Genomic DNA, 16,689 nt, shown 5'->3' with positions numbered 1-16,689 from the left:
TGGGCCCGCGGGGACTTGAACCCCGGACCTCCGCCGTGTCAGGGCGGCGTCCTAAACCAAGCTAGACGACGGGCCCTCTAAACCAGTAACACTATGAGCAAGCCCTAATAAATCTTCAGCCGGAGGCTGGTCTATCCGAACCGCTCATGGCGTGCTGGTTGAGGAGCACGCGTCAGCTAATCAAGCATCTGGTGGAGACGCACAGGTATTTTAGAACCGTGTTTTCTTGCCTCTGGGACGGAGCTCGCTTCAAATTCTCTATCTCGGTTGGTAAGTGTATTGCCAGCCACTCTATCCTACAAGACTCCACAGCCTCCTTAACTTGCTTCTGCTTTTCCTCTAGATCCCCCGAACTTCCGCTCTTCACTTCAATGAATATGATCTCTTCTGTTTTTCCGCCGGAGTAGCCTTTGAAGGCTACGTAGTCGATCGGTGATCCAATGAACCTGAGGTCCTTTAAGTCGACTCCGTAGTTTAGGAAGATAGCGAGTGGAGAGAGATGCTCCCCTATCCTTCCCAGATTCGTGTGCTGACATCTAGCGATAGCGTCGCGTCTGATTTCGCGCTTCCTCCGCCTCAAGATCTCGTGAGCCAGTTCCATGGCTTTCACCTCAACACGTTACCTTAGTTGCAAGTGGAAATACAAGAGAATTATTGACAGTACTGAAAGGATGATTATTACCGTAGTCTCAAGCATGAGAGCACCCCTGTTTACTCCCCTCTGTTGCCTCCAACGTGCGCTACCATGTATAAAAATCGTATCCTGCGGGGTCGTGCACCCCGGGAGCTGTGCCTCGTCTTGTTCCTTAAGCCGGTCGTGCGGGGGAGGAGAGAGGCGTCAGCACTTATTTGCCACCGAGCTTTTCAAGCAGGAGGGCCATTCTGTTTGGTGCTCGATATTGTGGATGGTTGAGAAGGCATTGAGCTGTTCCGCAATAAGTGCTCTAATGGTGGAGGAGGGTTTTTAAAAAGAAAGCTATCTCGAGCGCCTCAGGAGCCATCCCACGAATACTCCTGCGAGTAGTGCGGCTGCGGCTGCTGCCACGCCCGACGACGTCTCGAGTATGCTCGTGGTCTGGGTTTCCGTCTTCGTAGTGGTTTGTGTCGTGGTCTCCGTCTCAGTGATTGTTCTCGTAGTTTGGATCTCTGTGGTTATGGTGGCTGTCTGAGTAATTGTGAAGGTTACTGTTGAGGTTTGTGTTTGAGTGAGCGTTGTGGTCGTGGGTATGACTGTGGTCTGGGTTGTCGTGACTACTTGAGTAGCTGTCTCTGTCACGGTAGTTGTTGTAGGTATGACTGAAGTTGTTGTCTCGGTGACTGTCACGGTGGTGGTTGTCGGGATTGTCGTGGTTTCCGTGACGGTGGCCGTAGTAGTTGTGGTGGATGTCTCGGTCACGGTGGTTGTCTCCGTGGTGGTCACGGTCGCTGTTGTAGTCGTAGTGTAGGTCGTGGTTGTTGTTTCGGTTGTAGTGTATGTTGTCGTCGTGGGTACTGTAGTGGTCTCGGTAGCGGTGACTGTGGTTGTGTGCGTGGTAGTGGTTGTCTCCGTGACTGTTGTGGTCTCGGTTATCGGGGGTATGTCTACTCCGATCTTACCCATGTACAGGTAGGTGTCTGACTCGTTCGTAGCGATCTTGTACTCTCTGTATAGTATTGCGAAGCCGTTCGAATCATCAACTCCTATCCTCAGGGCCGTGGCGTTGAATCCGGCTGTTGTCGGTATGCTTGCCGTTCCCGTGAAGGCGAGAGGCGACTCCTTAACCCCTGCTGCTACTATAGTGTAGGTTGAGTCGGGTCCGAGGACGCTCCAGGCTACTAGATAGTATCCGGAGGGGCTGTAGGCTGTTTTAACGAATCCCTCTGGGAGGGGAGCTGTCCCGGCGATCGCGCTGAGGTTTAGCCACGCTATCTCCTGGAGGGTTTGCTTGTCCAGTATTTTCACCACTGCGTCGTAGCCGCCGGGGCCTGGGGCTGAGTAGGCTAGCGCTATGGTTGAGGAGCCCTGGGCTATTGATGGGTAGTGTCCGAGGCCGTGGAAGACTTGGGATATGACTGGTTGACCGTTCTCCATTTTTGCTTGGAGGGTGAAGACGCTTCTCGTGCCGTTGGAGTTGTATGTGAATCCTGTGAAGACTACTGTGTTCTCGTCGATTACCAGGGGGGTGAAGGGCGAGTATAGGGTGTCGGTTCTAACGTAGTTCGGGGCTCTCATTGTGATGACTTCGCCGAAGGTTTCGTTGGCGCCGGGGGTGGGGTCTACGGTTATCGGCTGAGCTCCCGCTCCGTCGACGTATACTGCGACCGTGTCGACCTCTCCAGGGGTTGCGGTTTCGTTGGGGTAGACCAGTATGAAGCCGGCTCCGAGCGGGGCGATATTGAAGCTTATCCTCGAGTAGTCTAGAGTGGCGTTGGGGAACTGGTATGATGCTGTGATGGATAGGGTTGAGGCGTCTAACAGCTTGACGGCTATGGTTCTAGTGGTTCCCAGGCTTATGAAGTATGCTACTGCTATCGTGCCGGTCCTCGGGTTGTAGGCTAGGACTGGGTATTCATCGTGGTTCGCAGTGGCTTCTATCGGTATATCGGCTAGCACCTCGTTTCCAGCAGGGTCTATTATGGTGAGGTTCAAATCCCTCCTCTGAGCCGTGCTGACGAACCTGGAGTATGCCAGGGCTATCTTGTCCCCGACTGGGAGGGTGAAGTGGTCTATCCCGAGGTTGTCGGTTAACACGATCCTGGACTGCTCCCCCGTCGAAGCATTGATCCTCACGAAGTATATGTTTCCCTCGATGAAGGATCCATGGGTTATGTTCAAGAGGCTGGTCAGGTAGGAGCCGCCGGCGTAGACAAGGTTTGACTCCAACGTGTATGTCGCAAACAAGTGGTCATCCAACACTACTCTAATGCCCGCCGGAGCCTCTCCAGCAACCCCTCCAAGCCAGGCGAAGGACAGGAGAGGAGCTGCAAGGATTAAGAGCGCCGCGAGAAGAGGTGCCTGCGATGACGCCTTACCCATACAACACACCTTCACAAAAACCTATGGAAGAGCAGGGTTAAAAATACACCTCTCAAAACAACAAAACCACAATCATCCCCCAAACAACCCCCACCACTACCTCCTTAAAAACACCCGAATCAACCCAAAACACACTATACATACTCATATGAAAAAGTATCCAACCCCTTAACTTTCAATTTTTCTCTATTGTTTCCTCGCCCCTTTGCCGTGATTTTCCAGTACGGGCATATGCCGCTTTCAATTTTTCTCTATTGTTTCCGTTTACGTAAAAAACAATGTAAAACTATATAATACTGCTTATTCTTTCAATTTTTCTCTATTCTTTCCTTATAATATTGTAAAAGGTGAAACTGCATGGATGAAACAGCTTTCAATTTTTCTCTATTGTTTCTCGATGTCTATTTTAATAACGTTTATACATTCATCATTCACTTTCAATTTTTCTCTATTGTTTCATGCCTCAAGCATTTTCTTGAATCCTTCACGCTCCATCGCTTTCAATTTTTCTCTATTGTTTCAACCCAATACGGGGAGAGCGTAAAATTCACTGTAATAAAAGACTTTCAATTTTTCTCTATTGTTTCCTTATCTCAGGAGAAGTTACGGTGGTTCACAGCACAAGTGTCTTTCAATTTTTCTCTATTGTTTCTTCCAGTATGGTGAAGCACTGAGGCAGTGGGCTGAAACAAGCTTTCAATTTTTCTCTATTGTTTCGGTTCTGGCCATAGGGGATTCGCCCCATCTATTATATATGTAAAACTTTCAATTTTTCTCTATTGTTTCTCGCCCAGTACGGGGGCTTATACGAGACCCAGGCAGCGTCTCTTTCAATTTTTCTCTATTGTTTCATTTATTAGAAGAACTGCGCAGGTGTTGCGGAATATCAGCGCTTTCAATTTTTCTCTATTGTTTCATAAACAGCACGTTATAGCCCTGCTCTAGTAGAGCCCTATCTTTCAATTTTTCTCTATTGTTTCAAGCTGGAGGAGTACGGCCTGGCCGCGAAGATCAATGATTCACTTTCAATTTTTCTCTATTGTTTCAAAATAAGAGATCTAATGATGAGAGAATATGAGCATTTAAAACAGCCTTTCAATTTTTCTCTATTGTTTCTTGATCGCTGGCTTCGTAATGCTCGCTTTATATATGTTCTTAACTTTCAATTTTTCTCTATTGTTTCGCGCACTTCATGCATTCACCACAACTAACTGAAGAAGTAACTTTCAATTTTTCTCTATTGTTTCCATATACGAGCCAGACATCTGTCTCACCACAATTATTTAATAGCTTTCAATTTTTCTCTATTGTTTCAAAAGATTGAAAATGTGATCAGGCGGGTTAGGGCACTAGACTTTCAATTTTTCTCTATTGTTTCCCTTAAGCACAATATATTTCCAAGCCACGAGGAGTTCAATACTTTCAATTTTTCTCTATTGTTTCACCTTTTCCTTGAACATTTTTTTGATCAAAAGAGTTATTTCTTTCAATTTTTCTCTATTGTTTCCGACTCCAACGCTTGCAACATATACATCTTTATACATCTTTAACTTTCAATTTTTCTCTATTGTTTCATAAGCCTTGCGGTCCCGCGGTGCGGTGCGGTGTGGCGCTTTCAATTTTTCTCTATTGTTTCAGATAATACGCGACGCGCTGAGATACTATCTTAAAATGATCACTTTCAATTTTTCTCTATTGTTTCGAAGAAGTTTATGTAAACGTGTATGATATAAACAGAATAGACTTTCAATTTTTCTCTATTGTTTCGCTTGCCACACGGCTCTCGGCAATTGTATACAGCTATAAGACTTTCAATTTTTCTCTATTGTTTCTCGACACTTCGGGTTACAATTCTAACCAAGCGGGGCTAGCTTTCAATTTTTCTCTATTGTTTCTTCAAAATAAGAGTATTTCAATTCTCGATGGGTCGCTACCTTTCAATTTTTCTCTATTGTTTCTTTACAGTATGTTATATGGGGGTAAAGATGGAAAAAAAGATCTTTCAATTTTTCTCTATTGTTTCTGAGGTCAGGCGTGATATTGTACATAGAACTCGATGACACTTTCAATTTTTCTCTATTGTTTCATACAAAAAGGTTAATTTAAGGGTTTTTGTAAACTATAGCTCTTTCAATTTTTCTCTATTGTTTCGTTAATGTTCATACTTGTGCCAATATTCTACGCGTTGAAACTTTCAATTTTTCTCTATTGTTTCCCGTGCCGTTGTAAGGCGTGCCGTGGTTCCCCTTTCCACTTCTTTCAATTTTTCTCTATTGTTTCCCACGAAAAAACCGGGGCCAGTATTGACACCGTCCCCAGGCCTTTCAATTTTTCTCTATTGTTTCCAAGGCCTGGCACCTTCATCAAAAATGTTTTTGATAAAGACTTTCAATTTTTCTCTATTGTTTCGTCTACAAGGTAGAATCCTGGAGCCTCTATTTCGTTTTTCACTTTCAATTTTTCTCTATTGTTTCCTGTATCAGTATTATGAAGACAAAGGCGGGACAATCCCTACTTTCAATTTTTCTCTATTGTTTCCTATGATGCGTCGTCTAAAATCTTGAAATATACGTGCGATGCTTTCAATTTTTCTCTATTGTTTCCACATCGTCGGGTCGCCAACCGAACAGCAACAGCAAGATGAACTTTCAATTTTTCTCTATTGTTTCCTTAGGATCCTCACTCACTGTAACCACAAAATATATAAGCTTTCAATTTTTCTCTATTGTTTCATATACCTGTCTGTCCTGCTATAGATCTCCTCACGGTCTACTTTCAATTTTTCTCTATTGTTTCGCAAGTGAACACCGCGGGCATATTGCTTGTCAGCGTGTTTGGCCTTTCAATTTTTCTCTATTGTTTCAGGTTAATATATGCTTCAAGCTGGGGTCAGGTGTTTTGTATAACTTTCAATTTTTCTCTATTGTTTCACAACAGCTGTTGAAATAGGCGTCGTAGACGGCGAAATGCTTTCAATTTTTCTCTATTGTTTCTGTTTTTGGTTTTTGATTTGTTTATTTTGTTTTCCTCTATTTAAGTCTTTCCCCTGCCTCCTCTGTGGGCCCGGGTCCATGGGGTTGATGAGGGGTTGATCACCCGGGTCCGCGCCGCGGACCCGGGGGTTTTCCCGGGGCTCCCCGGGATTTTGCATAATGTTTATCCGCGGCACTCTGCGTGTTTTCTGAACTGTGTTCGTTTCCGTGACGAGAAGTGATCACTTCGTTCCTCGACGCGGCGGCGGCTTTTTCCCGGGGTTTCCCGGGAAAACGGGGGTTGTCATGATGGGGGCGGTTTATTAGGATTTAAGTAGAAGTGGGATAGCGGTGGAATCATGATAGCGAGGAGGCATGTGTTGAGGAGCATTAGGAGGCTCTACGAGTGGGCTAGGAATGACCCGGTTGACGCTGAGCTGAGGGGGTGGAGCTGGGATCGGCCGCCTCTAAAGCCTAGGGCCTACCTCGGCCTCGGAGTCAGCGAAGTAGCCTCCAAGTATTGCCCGACGAGAAGAGATGTCTGGTTGAGGAGGAAAGTTGGCGCGAGAGCAGAGGCGAGTGACCCGTTGCTCACAGGGAGGTTTATTCACGACGCGGTCAGCCTCGCCTTAAGGGAGGCCGCTAGAGCACTCGCCAACGACATTCCCCCGACAACAGCTTATATTATCCTCCAGAACAAGTGGCGGATCTTAAACCCAGACCCAGCGCACGCGAAAACGGTTGAGGAGGCATACAAGACTACCCTGCTCACCACACTCGGGGAGGCGCAGTACGAGCAAGTAGTAAACGGCTCCGCACAGGCACCAACCATGACCGAGTACAAGGTCGACGGAACCCCATTAGGGCTTTCACAAAACCTCTCCGTAGACATACTCTTTGAAAACGTAATCGTCGACATGAAGTACGGGCAGCCCAGAGACTTCCACAAGCTAACCATCGCCGGATACGCCCTCGCGCTAAAAGCGTACACTGAGACGCCCCACGACTACGGAATACTAATATACGTCTCAAACACCAGCGGTTTAAAAACAACGCTCAAACCAGTATACATCTCAAACGACCTGAGAAGATGGTTCATAGAGGAAAGAGACGAGATAATAGACATGCTCCTCGAAGACAGAGAGCCGCCGAGAGACGTGAAATGCCCCGAGTCATGCCCGCTCGCAACGGTGTGCACGTGATGAAGCAGCTAATAGTAGCCGAATACGGCGCTAGATTGAGGACGAGGAGGAACCAAATAGTAGTGGAGAAGAAAAACGGCGAGAAAAACAACATACCAATCCACGAGGTCGAGCAAGTCATAATAGCCTCATCAGGAGTCTCGATATCGAGTAAAACAGTTAGAAAAATACTCGACCACGGAATAGACCTAGTCTTCCTCGACAGCAAGGGATACCCATCGGGGAGAGTCTACCCAGTATACATCAATAAAACAGTAGAGACGAGGAGAAAACAGTACGAGACAGCGGTAAAGGGGAAAAGCCTCGACATAGCTGCAGAAATAGTGAAAGCCAAGATATTGAATCAAGCCGGCTTACTCAAGAGGTACTACACTTACACGAGAGACCAAGAGCTTAAAAACGCTGCAGAAGAAGTAGCCAGACACGCCTCAAGAATAGATGCAGCACTCCTGGGCGCCGACAACCCTAAGGCCAAGATAGTCGAGATAGAAGCAGAAGCGGCGAGAACATACTGGTCCTCATATGCGAAGCTAGTTCCCAAAAGCCTCGGGTTCAACAGCAGGGACCAGGACGCTCAGGACCCCGTAAACATGTCGCTAAACTATCTGTACGGAATACTCTACTCGGAGTCGTGGAAAGCCCTCGTCCTCGCAGGGCTCGACCCCTACCTAGGATACCTCCACGCCGATAGATCAGGGAATCCAACACTAGTCTTCGACTACATAGAGCAGTTCAGGTTCACAGCGGACATGACCCTCCTGTCAATACTGAGGCACGGCTGGATCCCCAGGGTAGTCAACGGCCTCCTAGACTATGAGTCCAGGGTGAAGCTTATAACCTCATTCAACGCAACCCTCGACGAGACCAAGACGAAGTGGCTGGGCGAGGCCCCGGCAACCCTCAGGCAAGTGCTGAGGAGGAGCGCGTTCAACCTCGCCGCCGCCGTGAGAGGCGAGGCTGTGTTCAGGGCATATGTCCACAACTGGTGATGAAATGATAGTGTTGATAGTCTACGACATATCAGACAATAACGTGAGGCTGAAGCTAAGCAACTACCTGTTGGACAGAGGGCTCTCGAGAGTGCAGAAAAGCGTCTTCATAGGTAGGCTCCTGCCCACGGCAGTGAAGGACGTTGAGAGAATCCTACCCAAGTACGTCGCCTGCGACTCGGACGTAATACACCTAATACCGTTGCTCGAGTACTCTGTAAAGTACATGAAGCACTGGGGAAAGCCTCTGAGCGACATAACATCCTCGACCAAAACTTACACAGTGATATAATGCCCTACCAGCCCGAGCAGTCGGTTTCCCCCTCCATGGTTAAAGACTTCATCTACTGTCCCATCATCGCTTGGATAAGACTTAAGTATAACGTGGTCGAACCCGCCACCGACTCCATGAAGGAGGGCAGAAACGTAAAAGTCTCAGATGGGAAGGGGCAGTTGAAGCTCTCCTCAAACGGAATGGTGACGTTGGTTGATGAAATCGTTAAGCGGGGAAAACACCTCACGATCATTGAGAGGAAGAAGTTTCCCACGAGAAGCCTTCACAGATACGTGGCTCAACTAGCCGTTACATCTTACATAGCTTCGAGAAGGATCAAAGGATTAAGAACCATGGCCCTGGAGATTGCGGGCTCCCTAAGGGAGCTGGAGTTATCCGACGATGCAATGGACGGGGCAAAAGAACACTTCAGAAGAGTTAAAGTGCAGGAGGCGAGGGACAGGCCTCCTCCAACCATCCCGGAGCACTCGAGGTGTAAGTGGTGCTGGTACAGGAGGTTCTGCCCCTACGGCTAGACGAGAGCCCTCCCAGCCTCGGTCAAAACAACCCTCTCCCTCTTACCTATCTTAGCGATCAATCCTTTGGCTCTGAGGCGAGATACAATATTCCTTACGGTCTTCTCCGAGACCCCTAGGACCCCGGCTAGCTCAGGCATGGAGGCTTCTCCATGGGAGAGGGCCTCGAGAAGCCTCAGCTCGGAGGAAGACAAGCCTTCACGCAATATTTTGAGAAATCTGTGATCAACTGTTATGGGGGAGTCGACGCCCGTCTCAGGCTCGTAGTGGATCATGAAATCCTTGTTCGAGTAGATCAAGGCTTGGATAATCGCGTGGCTTATGATCCTCGGCCCCATGCCGACTTCCACTATGAACAAGGCGTCCCTGGGCTCCACAATCCCTCTGACCACTTTGAAACTCTCATAGAAGCTGGAGCAGTTGACCAGCACCAGTGCGGGGTCTGGAAACCTTTGAGAAGATGAGAAGGCCTTGAGGGACTCGAAGGCGCGTTTCGACCCGGGAGACAGGGGTTGGCAAGTGAAAGCGTGTGCCTCGTCTTCAACATTACTCTTGAACTCCACTAGCACCCGTATCGCGGGATCTTCATGGAATCCGAGCGGGAAAAGGAAAACCCGCATATCCTTCACTGTTAATAACTCCTTCATACAAATATATATCTCTGGGTTAGGGAGATGTCGGAGGAGGTAGAGGCTAGAACCCTCGTGGCAACCTTCGGCTTTGACATAGACTTTGTCGTGAGGAGGATAACGGCTAGGAGGTACAGCCAGGTCAGGCTACTATCGCTTAAGACGAGAGAGGGTGAGGAGAGGGTTGCTAAAGCCTTCCACGCCTTGAAAGCTATCTGCATCTCAATGAGGATCGATTGCACCCTGGAGGGCCTTGAAGCCAGCGGCATCATAAGAGCCGTTTACACGATACTGAAGAATGCCTCCCAGAAAGGGCCCGTGGACCTCTATCTCACCGGGGGGCCTAGAATCCTCGTGGTCTCAGCCCTGGTGGCGGCGCTAATGCTCGGCGAGGACGAGTCGTCGAGGATCCAGATAGCCGTTGAGGGAGAGGCTTTCGAGCACTCCTGGGAGCCGAAGCTAAGCCTTTTGAAACAGCTTTTAAGCATGGATGATAGGGATAGGGACATAGTTTTGAGCCTGAGAACGCTTGGGAGGGCAAGCCTTGCAGAGCTCGCTAGGCAAGCCGGGATACCGAAGTCTACGGTATTCAAGAGGTTGCGGAAGCTGATGGCAAACAGAATAGTGTGTGGGGAAGGCGATGTCTACCTCTTATGCAAGGAGGTCTATGATCTGCTCTAATGTTTCGTGTTTTGAAACATAATTAATGATCGTTTCATGAATAATTGCGTTTCGGGGTAAGAAATATTTCTTGATAGGAAAAATTTATATATCCCTTCGGGTCTAAATAATATATTGGTGTAAGGTATGAATCAGATAATAGAAATACTCGCCTTCCTAGGCGCCCAGAAAGACTACAGCTATATTGACAGACTGGGCAACGCCCTCGACGAGATCTCCATAATGGAGGCAATCAGAGATGCCATAAGAGCATACTTAGCACTCTGCAGGGAGGGGCCGGGCTCCGTCGACCTGGGTGAAGGCAGAGTAGTGATGTGCCCATCGATCACGGATGCCGAGCTGGAGAGGGCTGTAAACATGCTTGCCAGCATGCTCCAGAACAGGCCTCGGACCGAGATCGTTAAGCTGGCCAGGGAGCTCTCCATGAGGGCATATGCGCGAATACCCTCCATGATCGCCAGGGAGGAGTCGGGCGGGCAAGGGTGATTGGAATGGTCCATCCCTCGATCATCTACAACTTAAGCGTGTCCGCGAGAATACTCGTCAACGCTGAAGCCTTGAACATGGCTGAGAGCGTCGGAAACTATACGAGGCACAGGAAAGCACCTATCATCGTTCAAACCGAGAAGGGATACTCGGTGATCTACGTTCCCGCCGTCAGCGGCGAATCCCTCGCCCACGCATATCAGCAGGTACTCGCCCATATTGCAAACCAGAGAGGGCTTCCAGTGACTAAAATGGATTTGGAAGGATACTTCATGAAGTTCTCGGACGACAACATCATACAGAGCTACTACAGCGAGATAGCGGGAAAGCTCGGCGTGAAACCCGAGGAGGTTAAAAACAAGTTGAAGGAGATCGAACAACCCGGGGAGTTGGAGAAGCTCTTTGTTAAATCAAGCGTTGTAGCTGATGTCGGAGGATTCTTGTACACGGACAAGCAGTTAAAGCGCACGTCTGCCATCAGATTCTCCTACCTCCTCCCATCCTTGGACGCGGTTCAAGAAGGCGGGGCTGTCGTAATACCGCAGCTCCACGTGAGGTACACGCCCCAGGCAAAGAGAGGCGAGCAGGCGCTATTCTACGTGGAAAGCGGGAGCGCGCTGTATACTCTGACGACACAGCTAGTAATCTCCGACATAGCGAGGCTCAACTACTCCGAAACCCTGGATCCAGAGCTGGAGGGTCAAAGAGTCAAAAGAGTTGAGGCAGCCATCGACGCTTTAACAGCCCTTGTGGACGGATTGATATTCGGCGCTAAGAGGAGCAGGTACATGCCGCAGTGGGATGTGAGGAGCATTGTAGTAGCCTTCTCCAGGGGGCCTGTCGAGTTCAACGTATCACCTGGATTAAGCAGGGATTACATCAAGAAGACTTATGAGAGAGCCGTTGCAATGTCGAAGATAATTAACAACCTCATAGTGAACATCTACGCGTACAATGGCGAGGGTCTCGAGGAGCCCGGCGGAGAGCCCGTGAAACAAGTCACATTCGACAAGGCTTCATCGCCGGCTGAAGCCTTTGCCAAGGCGAAGGACAAGATAATCAACATATTGGCGCCAATCAGGTAAGAGGTGTTGAGACGTGTCCAAATCAATACGTCTTTTTTACTCCACCGTAACCCTTTCATGGGGTTTCACGGTCAGGTACAAGGATGTATCTGCATCTCAGCCAGCATACGTTATCCCGCCCCCTACCACCGTAGTGGGCGCTTTCGCATACCCGCTTGCAAGACTTCTCGGGGAGAGAGATAGTCTCGAGAAGAAGTTGACCCATGGGAGAGGAACCTTAATATCCAGCTTCATGGAGAAAGCCGTGGACGCGACGATAGCTGCGTCCGCAGGCGTAGTCGTCGATGAACCGGAGATCGGGATCGTTGTCCACAGCGAGATATCAAAGATATCTGCATCCATCTACAAAGGCGACTCTGAGAGAGCAAGGATGAGGGCCGAAGTACACAGTATAGAGTTTTACACGGAGGCCTTGCCTAGGATATTCCCAGCTCAAGCAGTTGGCTCAGCATACGCTCCCGGCGTCAAACTCCTCCTCACGTGGGTTGTCGATGTTGAAAAGCTATTGAAAAAACTCTCCATGAACCCCGGGGTCAAGCTGAAAGAGGAGGACATAGACTCCATAGGCCGCTTGGTCTCAACGGGCGTGTCAAGGATCGGGAGCAAGGAGGGGATCGCCTCGACAGACCCAGCCGAGTCGGGATACGATAGAGAGCCCGTTGTGAGAACCGGGGAAGAGTTCGAGACCGCGCAATACGTCCTAGCGAGCTGCGTGGAGCCGTTTATGGTCACTCCTACTGTGGAGCTACCCTACCTAGACTATGAGCTGAGGAGATTCTACGTACCATCTGTACAGGCATCCAACGCCATCCTATTGCCGTTTAGAAAAGGCGAGACCCGGCGTTTCAAGCTGAAAGAACCGTGTAAAGCGTATCAGCCGTCTAGGGAAGGGATGGAGTCGTTCACGAGCGTGGGAGTATGAGCATTACAATACAGTTAATGGATGAGAGGACTCTGGGAAGGAACTTCCAGGTAGCCACCCTAGGATGTATATACTGTGAAGCATCAAATAATTTGAAAAAAGCACTTGAAGATGGGTTGGCAACAGGATTCATAATATTAGATCAGAGCCTTTGCGAAGAGATGCTCTCCCTAATATCCGCTCACTTGGACAAGATCGCTGGGGAAGAGAGGCGTAAAACAATGTATCCGAGACTGTATCCGGCTGGAGCAAAGGATTTTGAAATACTCAAGAAGGCCGGTATTATAAAATCCAACGTGCTGAATGCCTCGGAGTTGAAGGAAGCATCAGCCAACTTAACCTGCCAGAAACTAATGGATTCCGTCTTAATGCCCATGTTTTTGAAACACTACGTGTTCTCCAAGTACAGGTCTGGCAACATAGTCACGAACATAAGCATTGGCTCGCTGTGGCTTGCACTAGTCGGTGCCATCACCAGCCTCGCAGCTGTTTTGAACATAAACGATCAGAGGACCGAGATATACCTAGTGCCCGATGGAACCCGGTCGTCGATGATAAACTCATGCTTATTCTACAACCTCGTATATAGTAAGAGCCAGAGCGTTAAGCGTAGATTCGATCAAGTGCTGAACGATCTAACGAGAAAGGAGCTTTCTGGAGTAAGCGTTGATCAAGCGTTGAGCCTCGCCGTCATGATCCATGCCGTGCAAGACCTCAACCTCATAGGCGGGCTGGTGACCAATAGAGTGTTCGAACAGTTCCTAATCGTGAAGACGATAGCTGAGCAGAGGCCTCAATTGGTCTACGCAACCCCCATCATCATCTCAAGCCAGCTCGAACAACTCATCCATAAGCTCGGGGCTCAGAACACGCAAAACCTCCTACGAGGACTGGACAACCTAGTAGTGAAGACTCTCCTACCGGGAAAGGTGGGCGAGGGATTAAAGAACGCCGCCGTAGCAGCATCAACGTCGTGCTTAAACAGCTTGTTCCGATACCTGGAGACGGGAGACAACTCGACCCTCCTGGAGTGTGCAGGGAACCTGGCAAGACTCCACAGCGCAAGCGTTGAAGCCAGCGTTAGAGACCTCGCCGAACAGGCGAAGTGGGTACTAATATACTTGTCAATGCTTGTAGATTCTAGGAGGGTGGGGCAGGATTAGAAGAAGAGGAGTTGAGGCCCTCCTCAAGCTCATCCCAGACCACGACGTTATTTTTTTCATAGCTCCAACAGGCTATGGAAAAACACTCGCATCCCCACTAATCCTTAAAGAATTCATTGAGTCGAGAAGATCCGCGGGTCTCATACACGTAGCACCCCTCAAAACGCTGGTTAGAAAGATATTTGAGGAAAAATTCGCGGGAACCGGATTCAACACGGGTTATCAATCACAGGACTCGTTTGAAGAAAAGGATAAGACGCCGTTCTTCATGAGGGAGCTCGTGGTTACAACTCTAGACAGCTTCATGATGAACCTCTACAAGATCCCCGTTGCCGAGATGGGGAAAGTGTTGCTCGAGAAGTCTGCGGGGCACTACTACGTACCTCTTTCATTCATACTGACGTCAACCGTAGTCTTCGACGAGGCGCACGTGTATACTGGGGGAGTCGACGAATCCATCTCGCTCGACATCGTTTACGCGGGGATATCATTCCTCACCTACTTGAAAATCCCATTCATAGTTGAGACGGCGACCATGAACACTAAAGTCGTAGGCAATCTGGCATCAATAATCTCTAAATCCAGAGGAGGAGCAGGGAGCAGGATACCGGTCGTATATGTATCGTGCGGAGGAAGCAATCCACAAATACAAAAGCTCTCCGAGAGCAATAGCTTAGATGTTGAAAATATTGTAGACGAGGATTACTGCAGATCAAACAACATAGAGTGGAAGACATCTTTCAAAACAGAGAGCGATGCGTTGGAAATAGCTGTGGAAAGAGCCGGGAGCGGGAAACCCGTGCTGATCGTTAGAAACACGGTCGAGAAGGCGTTTAACACCTACAAGTATCTTAAAGGGAAAACAAGCTCGAAGATTGCTCTAATACATGGAAGGATGAGCATACGGGATAGGGAGAGCTCGCTGAAGAAAGTGGATGATATCATGGATAACGGCGGAATAGTCGTGGCCACCCAAGTGATTGAAGCCGGAGTCGAGAGCAATGCGTCAACACTGATAACCGATCCAGCGCCAATAGAGAACCTCGTTCAAAGAGCTGGAAGACTGTGCCGCGAGGGATCAAAGGTCTATGAGGACTGCTTAAAAGAGGGGGGAGAAGTGATCTTGATCGACCCGGGATCATTGAATGCAGGGAAAGATGAGAGATACGACGTCTACATGATACAAAGGGTTAAGGAGACGGTTGAAGAGTTGAAGAAGGCTTTGAATAATGGTTTCCAGATAAATTGGAGGCTACCCGACACTATTTATAAAGTGATCGGCTTTACTGAAATAATAGAAAAAGTAAGTCCTCCTACGTCGAAAACCTCTGAAAATTCACCCAACAGCGGCGGCAAACTCCTCGAACAATACCTGATGTGTGAAGGCTCCTTCAAAGTTTTCAAGAGCCTGGCGAACGCCCTGGGCTTGGAAGGATTCTTAAGGGACTCGGCACAGTTGAACATGTTAATTCCGAGGACTACAATGCCTCAAATACCTCAGGTAGATAAGGGCCCGGTTATAGTTGAAATCCAGGACGTAGACTTCATAAGCATCGATGCTGAATGGTTCCTCAGGAAGGAGGTAAGAGAGTTTAACAAAGGGAGGGCTTGCCTGGAATACCGGGGGGACAAAGCCCTGATCGCTAAACAAGCAGACAGCACGGGCACGCGCTTCAAGATCTCCCTATCCAAGAAACTAGGGAAAAATCTACTTCAGAAAGACTTTCAACAATATAAATCGTTGAACCTGTGGGAGATCCCATCCATCTACATGGATGACTCGAACGAGGAATACCAATACCTCATACTAAACCCACGGTGCTACAGTCCTGGAGAGGGGTTGCTGGTTGTCTAACATTCTCGGGTCGTTTAAGAAAACCGTAGTAGACCGGTGGCCGGTGGCATACGCCGAGCTGCGGGGCTCGCAACCAATAATCTCGCCCCTGAAGGAACACTCCCTCAACACTGGTAAGATCCTGGCGGGCCTGTTCAAGAGGCAATTAAAGATAGTGGAGAACAGAACGAGAAGCTTCTACAACTGGGAAAGAGACGAGACGTTAAAGTTCGCTGAAATAATGGGTCTCCTCCACGACATCGGTAAATCCTCAAACTACTACAAGTCCTCTTTCCTGAACAATAGTTTCAATGCTGGGCAAGTCAAGGTCTCCTTCCCCTACCACGAGTTCGCGGCGGGAATGCTGATAGCAGTCCTGCTCGTGGAAAACAGTAATGAGTACACTAAGAGAAAAGCTAGGCTGTTGATGCAGGCCATACTGAGACACCACGCGGCTATGAAGGATAGGTTGACCGAGAATTTACTCTGCAACGATATCATTAAAGTAACGGTGGGAGTTGAGAAGAAAATCCTAGAGGAATTCCTCAAAGAGTGCGCAGATCACCCCCTCTGCGCAGTCAAACTCGACGACTACCCCGGGAGAATCATGAAGAGGCAATCATACTGCCGCGAAGGATTGCTAAAGTGTTCAAGCCAGCAGATAGAAGAGGGCGGTCAGGCTTACGAGATGTTCGCGGTCAAGGTTCTAACCGGGCTCCTTGTAGTCGCCGACAACCTTGCAGCCGCGTGCGAGAGAGGGGCATTTCCCTACAACCTCTCCTCATACGTTAGGGATTGGCTGAAGGAGCTCCGTATCGATATCGGCGAGGTCCGGGCGGACGATCCTAATATTTGTATACGTGATATTGTATGCATGAAGAGATAGCTACAGGAGTGCTA

The 16,689-nt window shown here is 48.8% G+C and carries 14 protein-coding genes, 1 tRNA gene and 1 CRISPR repeat array; of the genes, 11 read left to right on the top strand and 4 right to left on the bottom strand.

The window, feature by feature from the left end; genetic code table 11:
- The 3 genes from QXH45_00890 to QXH45_00880 all read right to left on the bottom strand — a co-directional run bounded on the left by QXH45_00890 (position 1) and on the right by QXH45_00880 (position 3,016).
- Positions 1 to 76: transfer RNA gene (locus QXH45_00890), tRNA-Val, on the bottom strand.
- A gap of 96 nt (positions 77 to 172) precedes the next feature.
- Entirely contained in the window at positions 173 to 601 is a 429-nt protein-coding gene (locus QXH45_00885) for a Holliday junction resolvase-like protein (GenBank protein MEM2077810.1), read from the bottom strand.
- A gap of 375 nt (positions 602 to 976) precedes the next feature.
- Entirely contained in the window at positions 977 to 3,016 is a 2,040-nt protein-coding gene (locus QXH45_00880; GenBank protein MEM2077809.1) for a hypothetical protein, read from the bottom strand.
- Positions 3,017 to 3,188: 172 nt separating this feature from the next.
- A CRISPR array of direct repeats spans positions 3,189 to 6,009; the repeat unit is 24 nt; unit sequence CTTTCAATTTTTCTCTATTGTTTC.
- A gap of 338 nt (positions 6,010 to 6,347) precedes the next feature.
- On the opposite strand from QXH45_00880, the gene cas4a reads away from it, so the two are divergent.
- From cas4a to QXH45_00860, 4 genes are read left to right on the top strand one after another with little or no spacing between them, the layout of a single operon-like run.
- Positions 6,348 to 7,190, top strand: a complete 843-nt coding sequence (gene cas4a / locus QXH45_00875) for a type I-A CRISPR-associated protein Cas4/Csa1 (GenBank protein ID MEM2077808.1) — start codon at positions 6,348 to 6,350, stop codon at positions 7,188 to 7,190.
- Entirely contained in the window at positions 7,190 to 8,179 is a 990-nt protein-coding gene (gene cas1, locus QXH45_00870; GenBank protein MEM2077807.1) for a CRISPR-associated endonuclease Cas1, read from the top strand. The genes cas4a and cas1 overlap by 1 nt, the downstream gene beginning before the upstream one ends.
- Positions 8,180 to 8,183: 4 nt before the next feature.
- A complete protein-coding gene (gene cas2 / locus QXH45_00865) occupies positions 8,184 to 8,471 on the top strand; it encodes a CRISPR-associated endonuclease Cas2 (protein ID MEM2077806.1) in 288 nt (95 codons plus the stop codon).
- The gene (locus QXH45_00860; GenBank protein ID MEM2077805.1) at positions 8,471 to 8,989 is read left to right on the top strand and encodes a Dna2/Cas4 domain-containing protein; all 519 of its coding nucleotides are present in this window, start codon (positions 8,471 to 8,473) and stop codon (positions 8,987 to 8,989) included. Before cas2 ends, QXH45_00860 begins: the two co-directional genes overlap by 1 nt.
- Here QXH45_00860 and csa3 (QXH45_00855) read toward each other — a convergent pair.
- Positions 8,986 to 9,636, bottom strand: a complete 651-nt coding sequence (csa3, locus tag QXH45_00855; protein ID MEM2077804.1) for a CRISPR-associated CARF protein Csa3 — start codon at positions 9,634 to 9,636, stop codon at positions 8,986 to 8,988. The two genes, QXH45_00860 and csa3 (QXH45_00855), sit on opposite strands and share 4 nt — an antisense overlap.
- Positions 9,637 to 9,663: 27 nt before the next feature.
- On the opposite strand from csa3 (QXH45_00855), the gene csa3 (QXH45_00850) reads away from it, so the two are divergent.
- The 7 genes from csa3 (QXH45_00850) to QXH45_00820 all read left to right on the top strand — a co-directional run bounded on the left by csa3 (QXH45_00850) (position 9,664) and on the right by QXH45_00820 (position 16,675).
- Positions 9,664 to 10,299, top strand: a complete 636-nt coding sequence (gene csa3, locus QXH45_00850; protein MEM2077803.1) for a CRISPR-associated CARF protein Csa3 — start codon at positions 9,664 to 9,666, stop codon at positions 10,297 to 10,299.
- A 126-nt stretch (positions 10,300 to 10,425) separates the two neighbouring features.
- A complete protein-coding gene (locus QXH45_00845; protein ID MEM2077802.1) occupies positions 10,426 to 10,785 on the top strand; it encodes a hypothetical protein in 360 nt (119 codons plus the stop codon).
- A 5-nt stretch (positions 10,786 to 10,790) separates the two neighbouring features.
- On the top strand, positions 10,791 to 11,870 hold the full coding sequence (cas7a, locus tag QXH45_00840; GenBank protein ID MEM2077801.1) for a type I-A CRISPR-associated protein Cas7/Csa2: 1,080 nt from the start codon (positions 10,791 to 10,793) through the stop codon (positions 11,868 to 11,870).
- Positions 11,871 to 11,883: 13 nt separating this feature from the next.
- Complete coding sequence (locus QXH45_00835; GenBank protein ID MEM2077800.1) at positions 11,884 to 12,792, top strand: CRISPR-associated protein Cas5; 909 nt, start codon at positions 11,884 to 11,886, stop codon at positions 12,790 to 12,792.
- Entirely contained in the window at positions 12,789 to 13,955 is a 1,167-nt protein-coding gene (locus QXH45_00830; GenBank protein MEM2077799.1) for a hypothetical protein, read from the top strand. The genes QXH45_00835 and QXH45_00830 overlap by 4 nt, the downstream gene beginning before the upstream one ends.
- On the top strand, positions 13,930 to 15,810 hold the full coding sequence (gene cas3, locus QXH45_00825) for a CRISPR-associated helicase Cas3' (GenBank protein ID MEM2077798.1): 1,881 nt from the start codon (positions 13,930 to 13,932) through the stop codon (positions 15,808 to 15,810). Before QXH45_00830 ends, cas3 begins: the two co-directional genes overlap by 26 nt.
- Entirely contained in the window at positions 15,803 to 16,675 is an 873-nt protein-coding gene (locus QXH45_00820) for a CRISPR-associated endonuclease Cas3'' (protein ID MEM2077797.1), read from the top strand. Before cas3 ends, QXH45_00820 begins: the two co-directional genes overlap by 8 nt.
- Positions 16,676 to 16,689 lie beyond the last annotated feature (14 nt).

Source organism: Thermosphaera sp. (assembly GCA_038827615.1).
GTDB lineage: Archaea > Thermoproteota > Thermoprotei_A > Sulfolobales > Desulfurococcaceae > Thermosphaera.
This window is presented reverse-complemented; position numbering and strand designations above follow the sequence as displayed.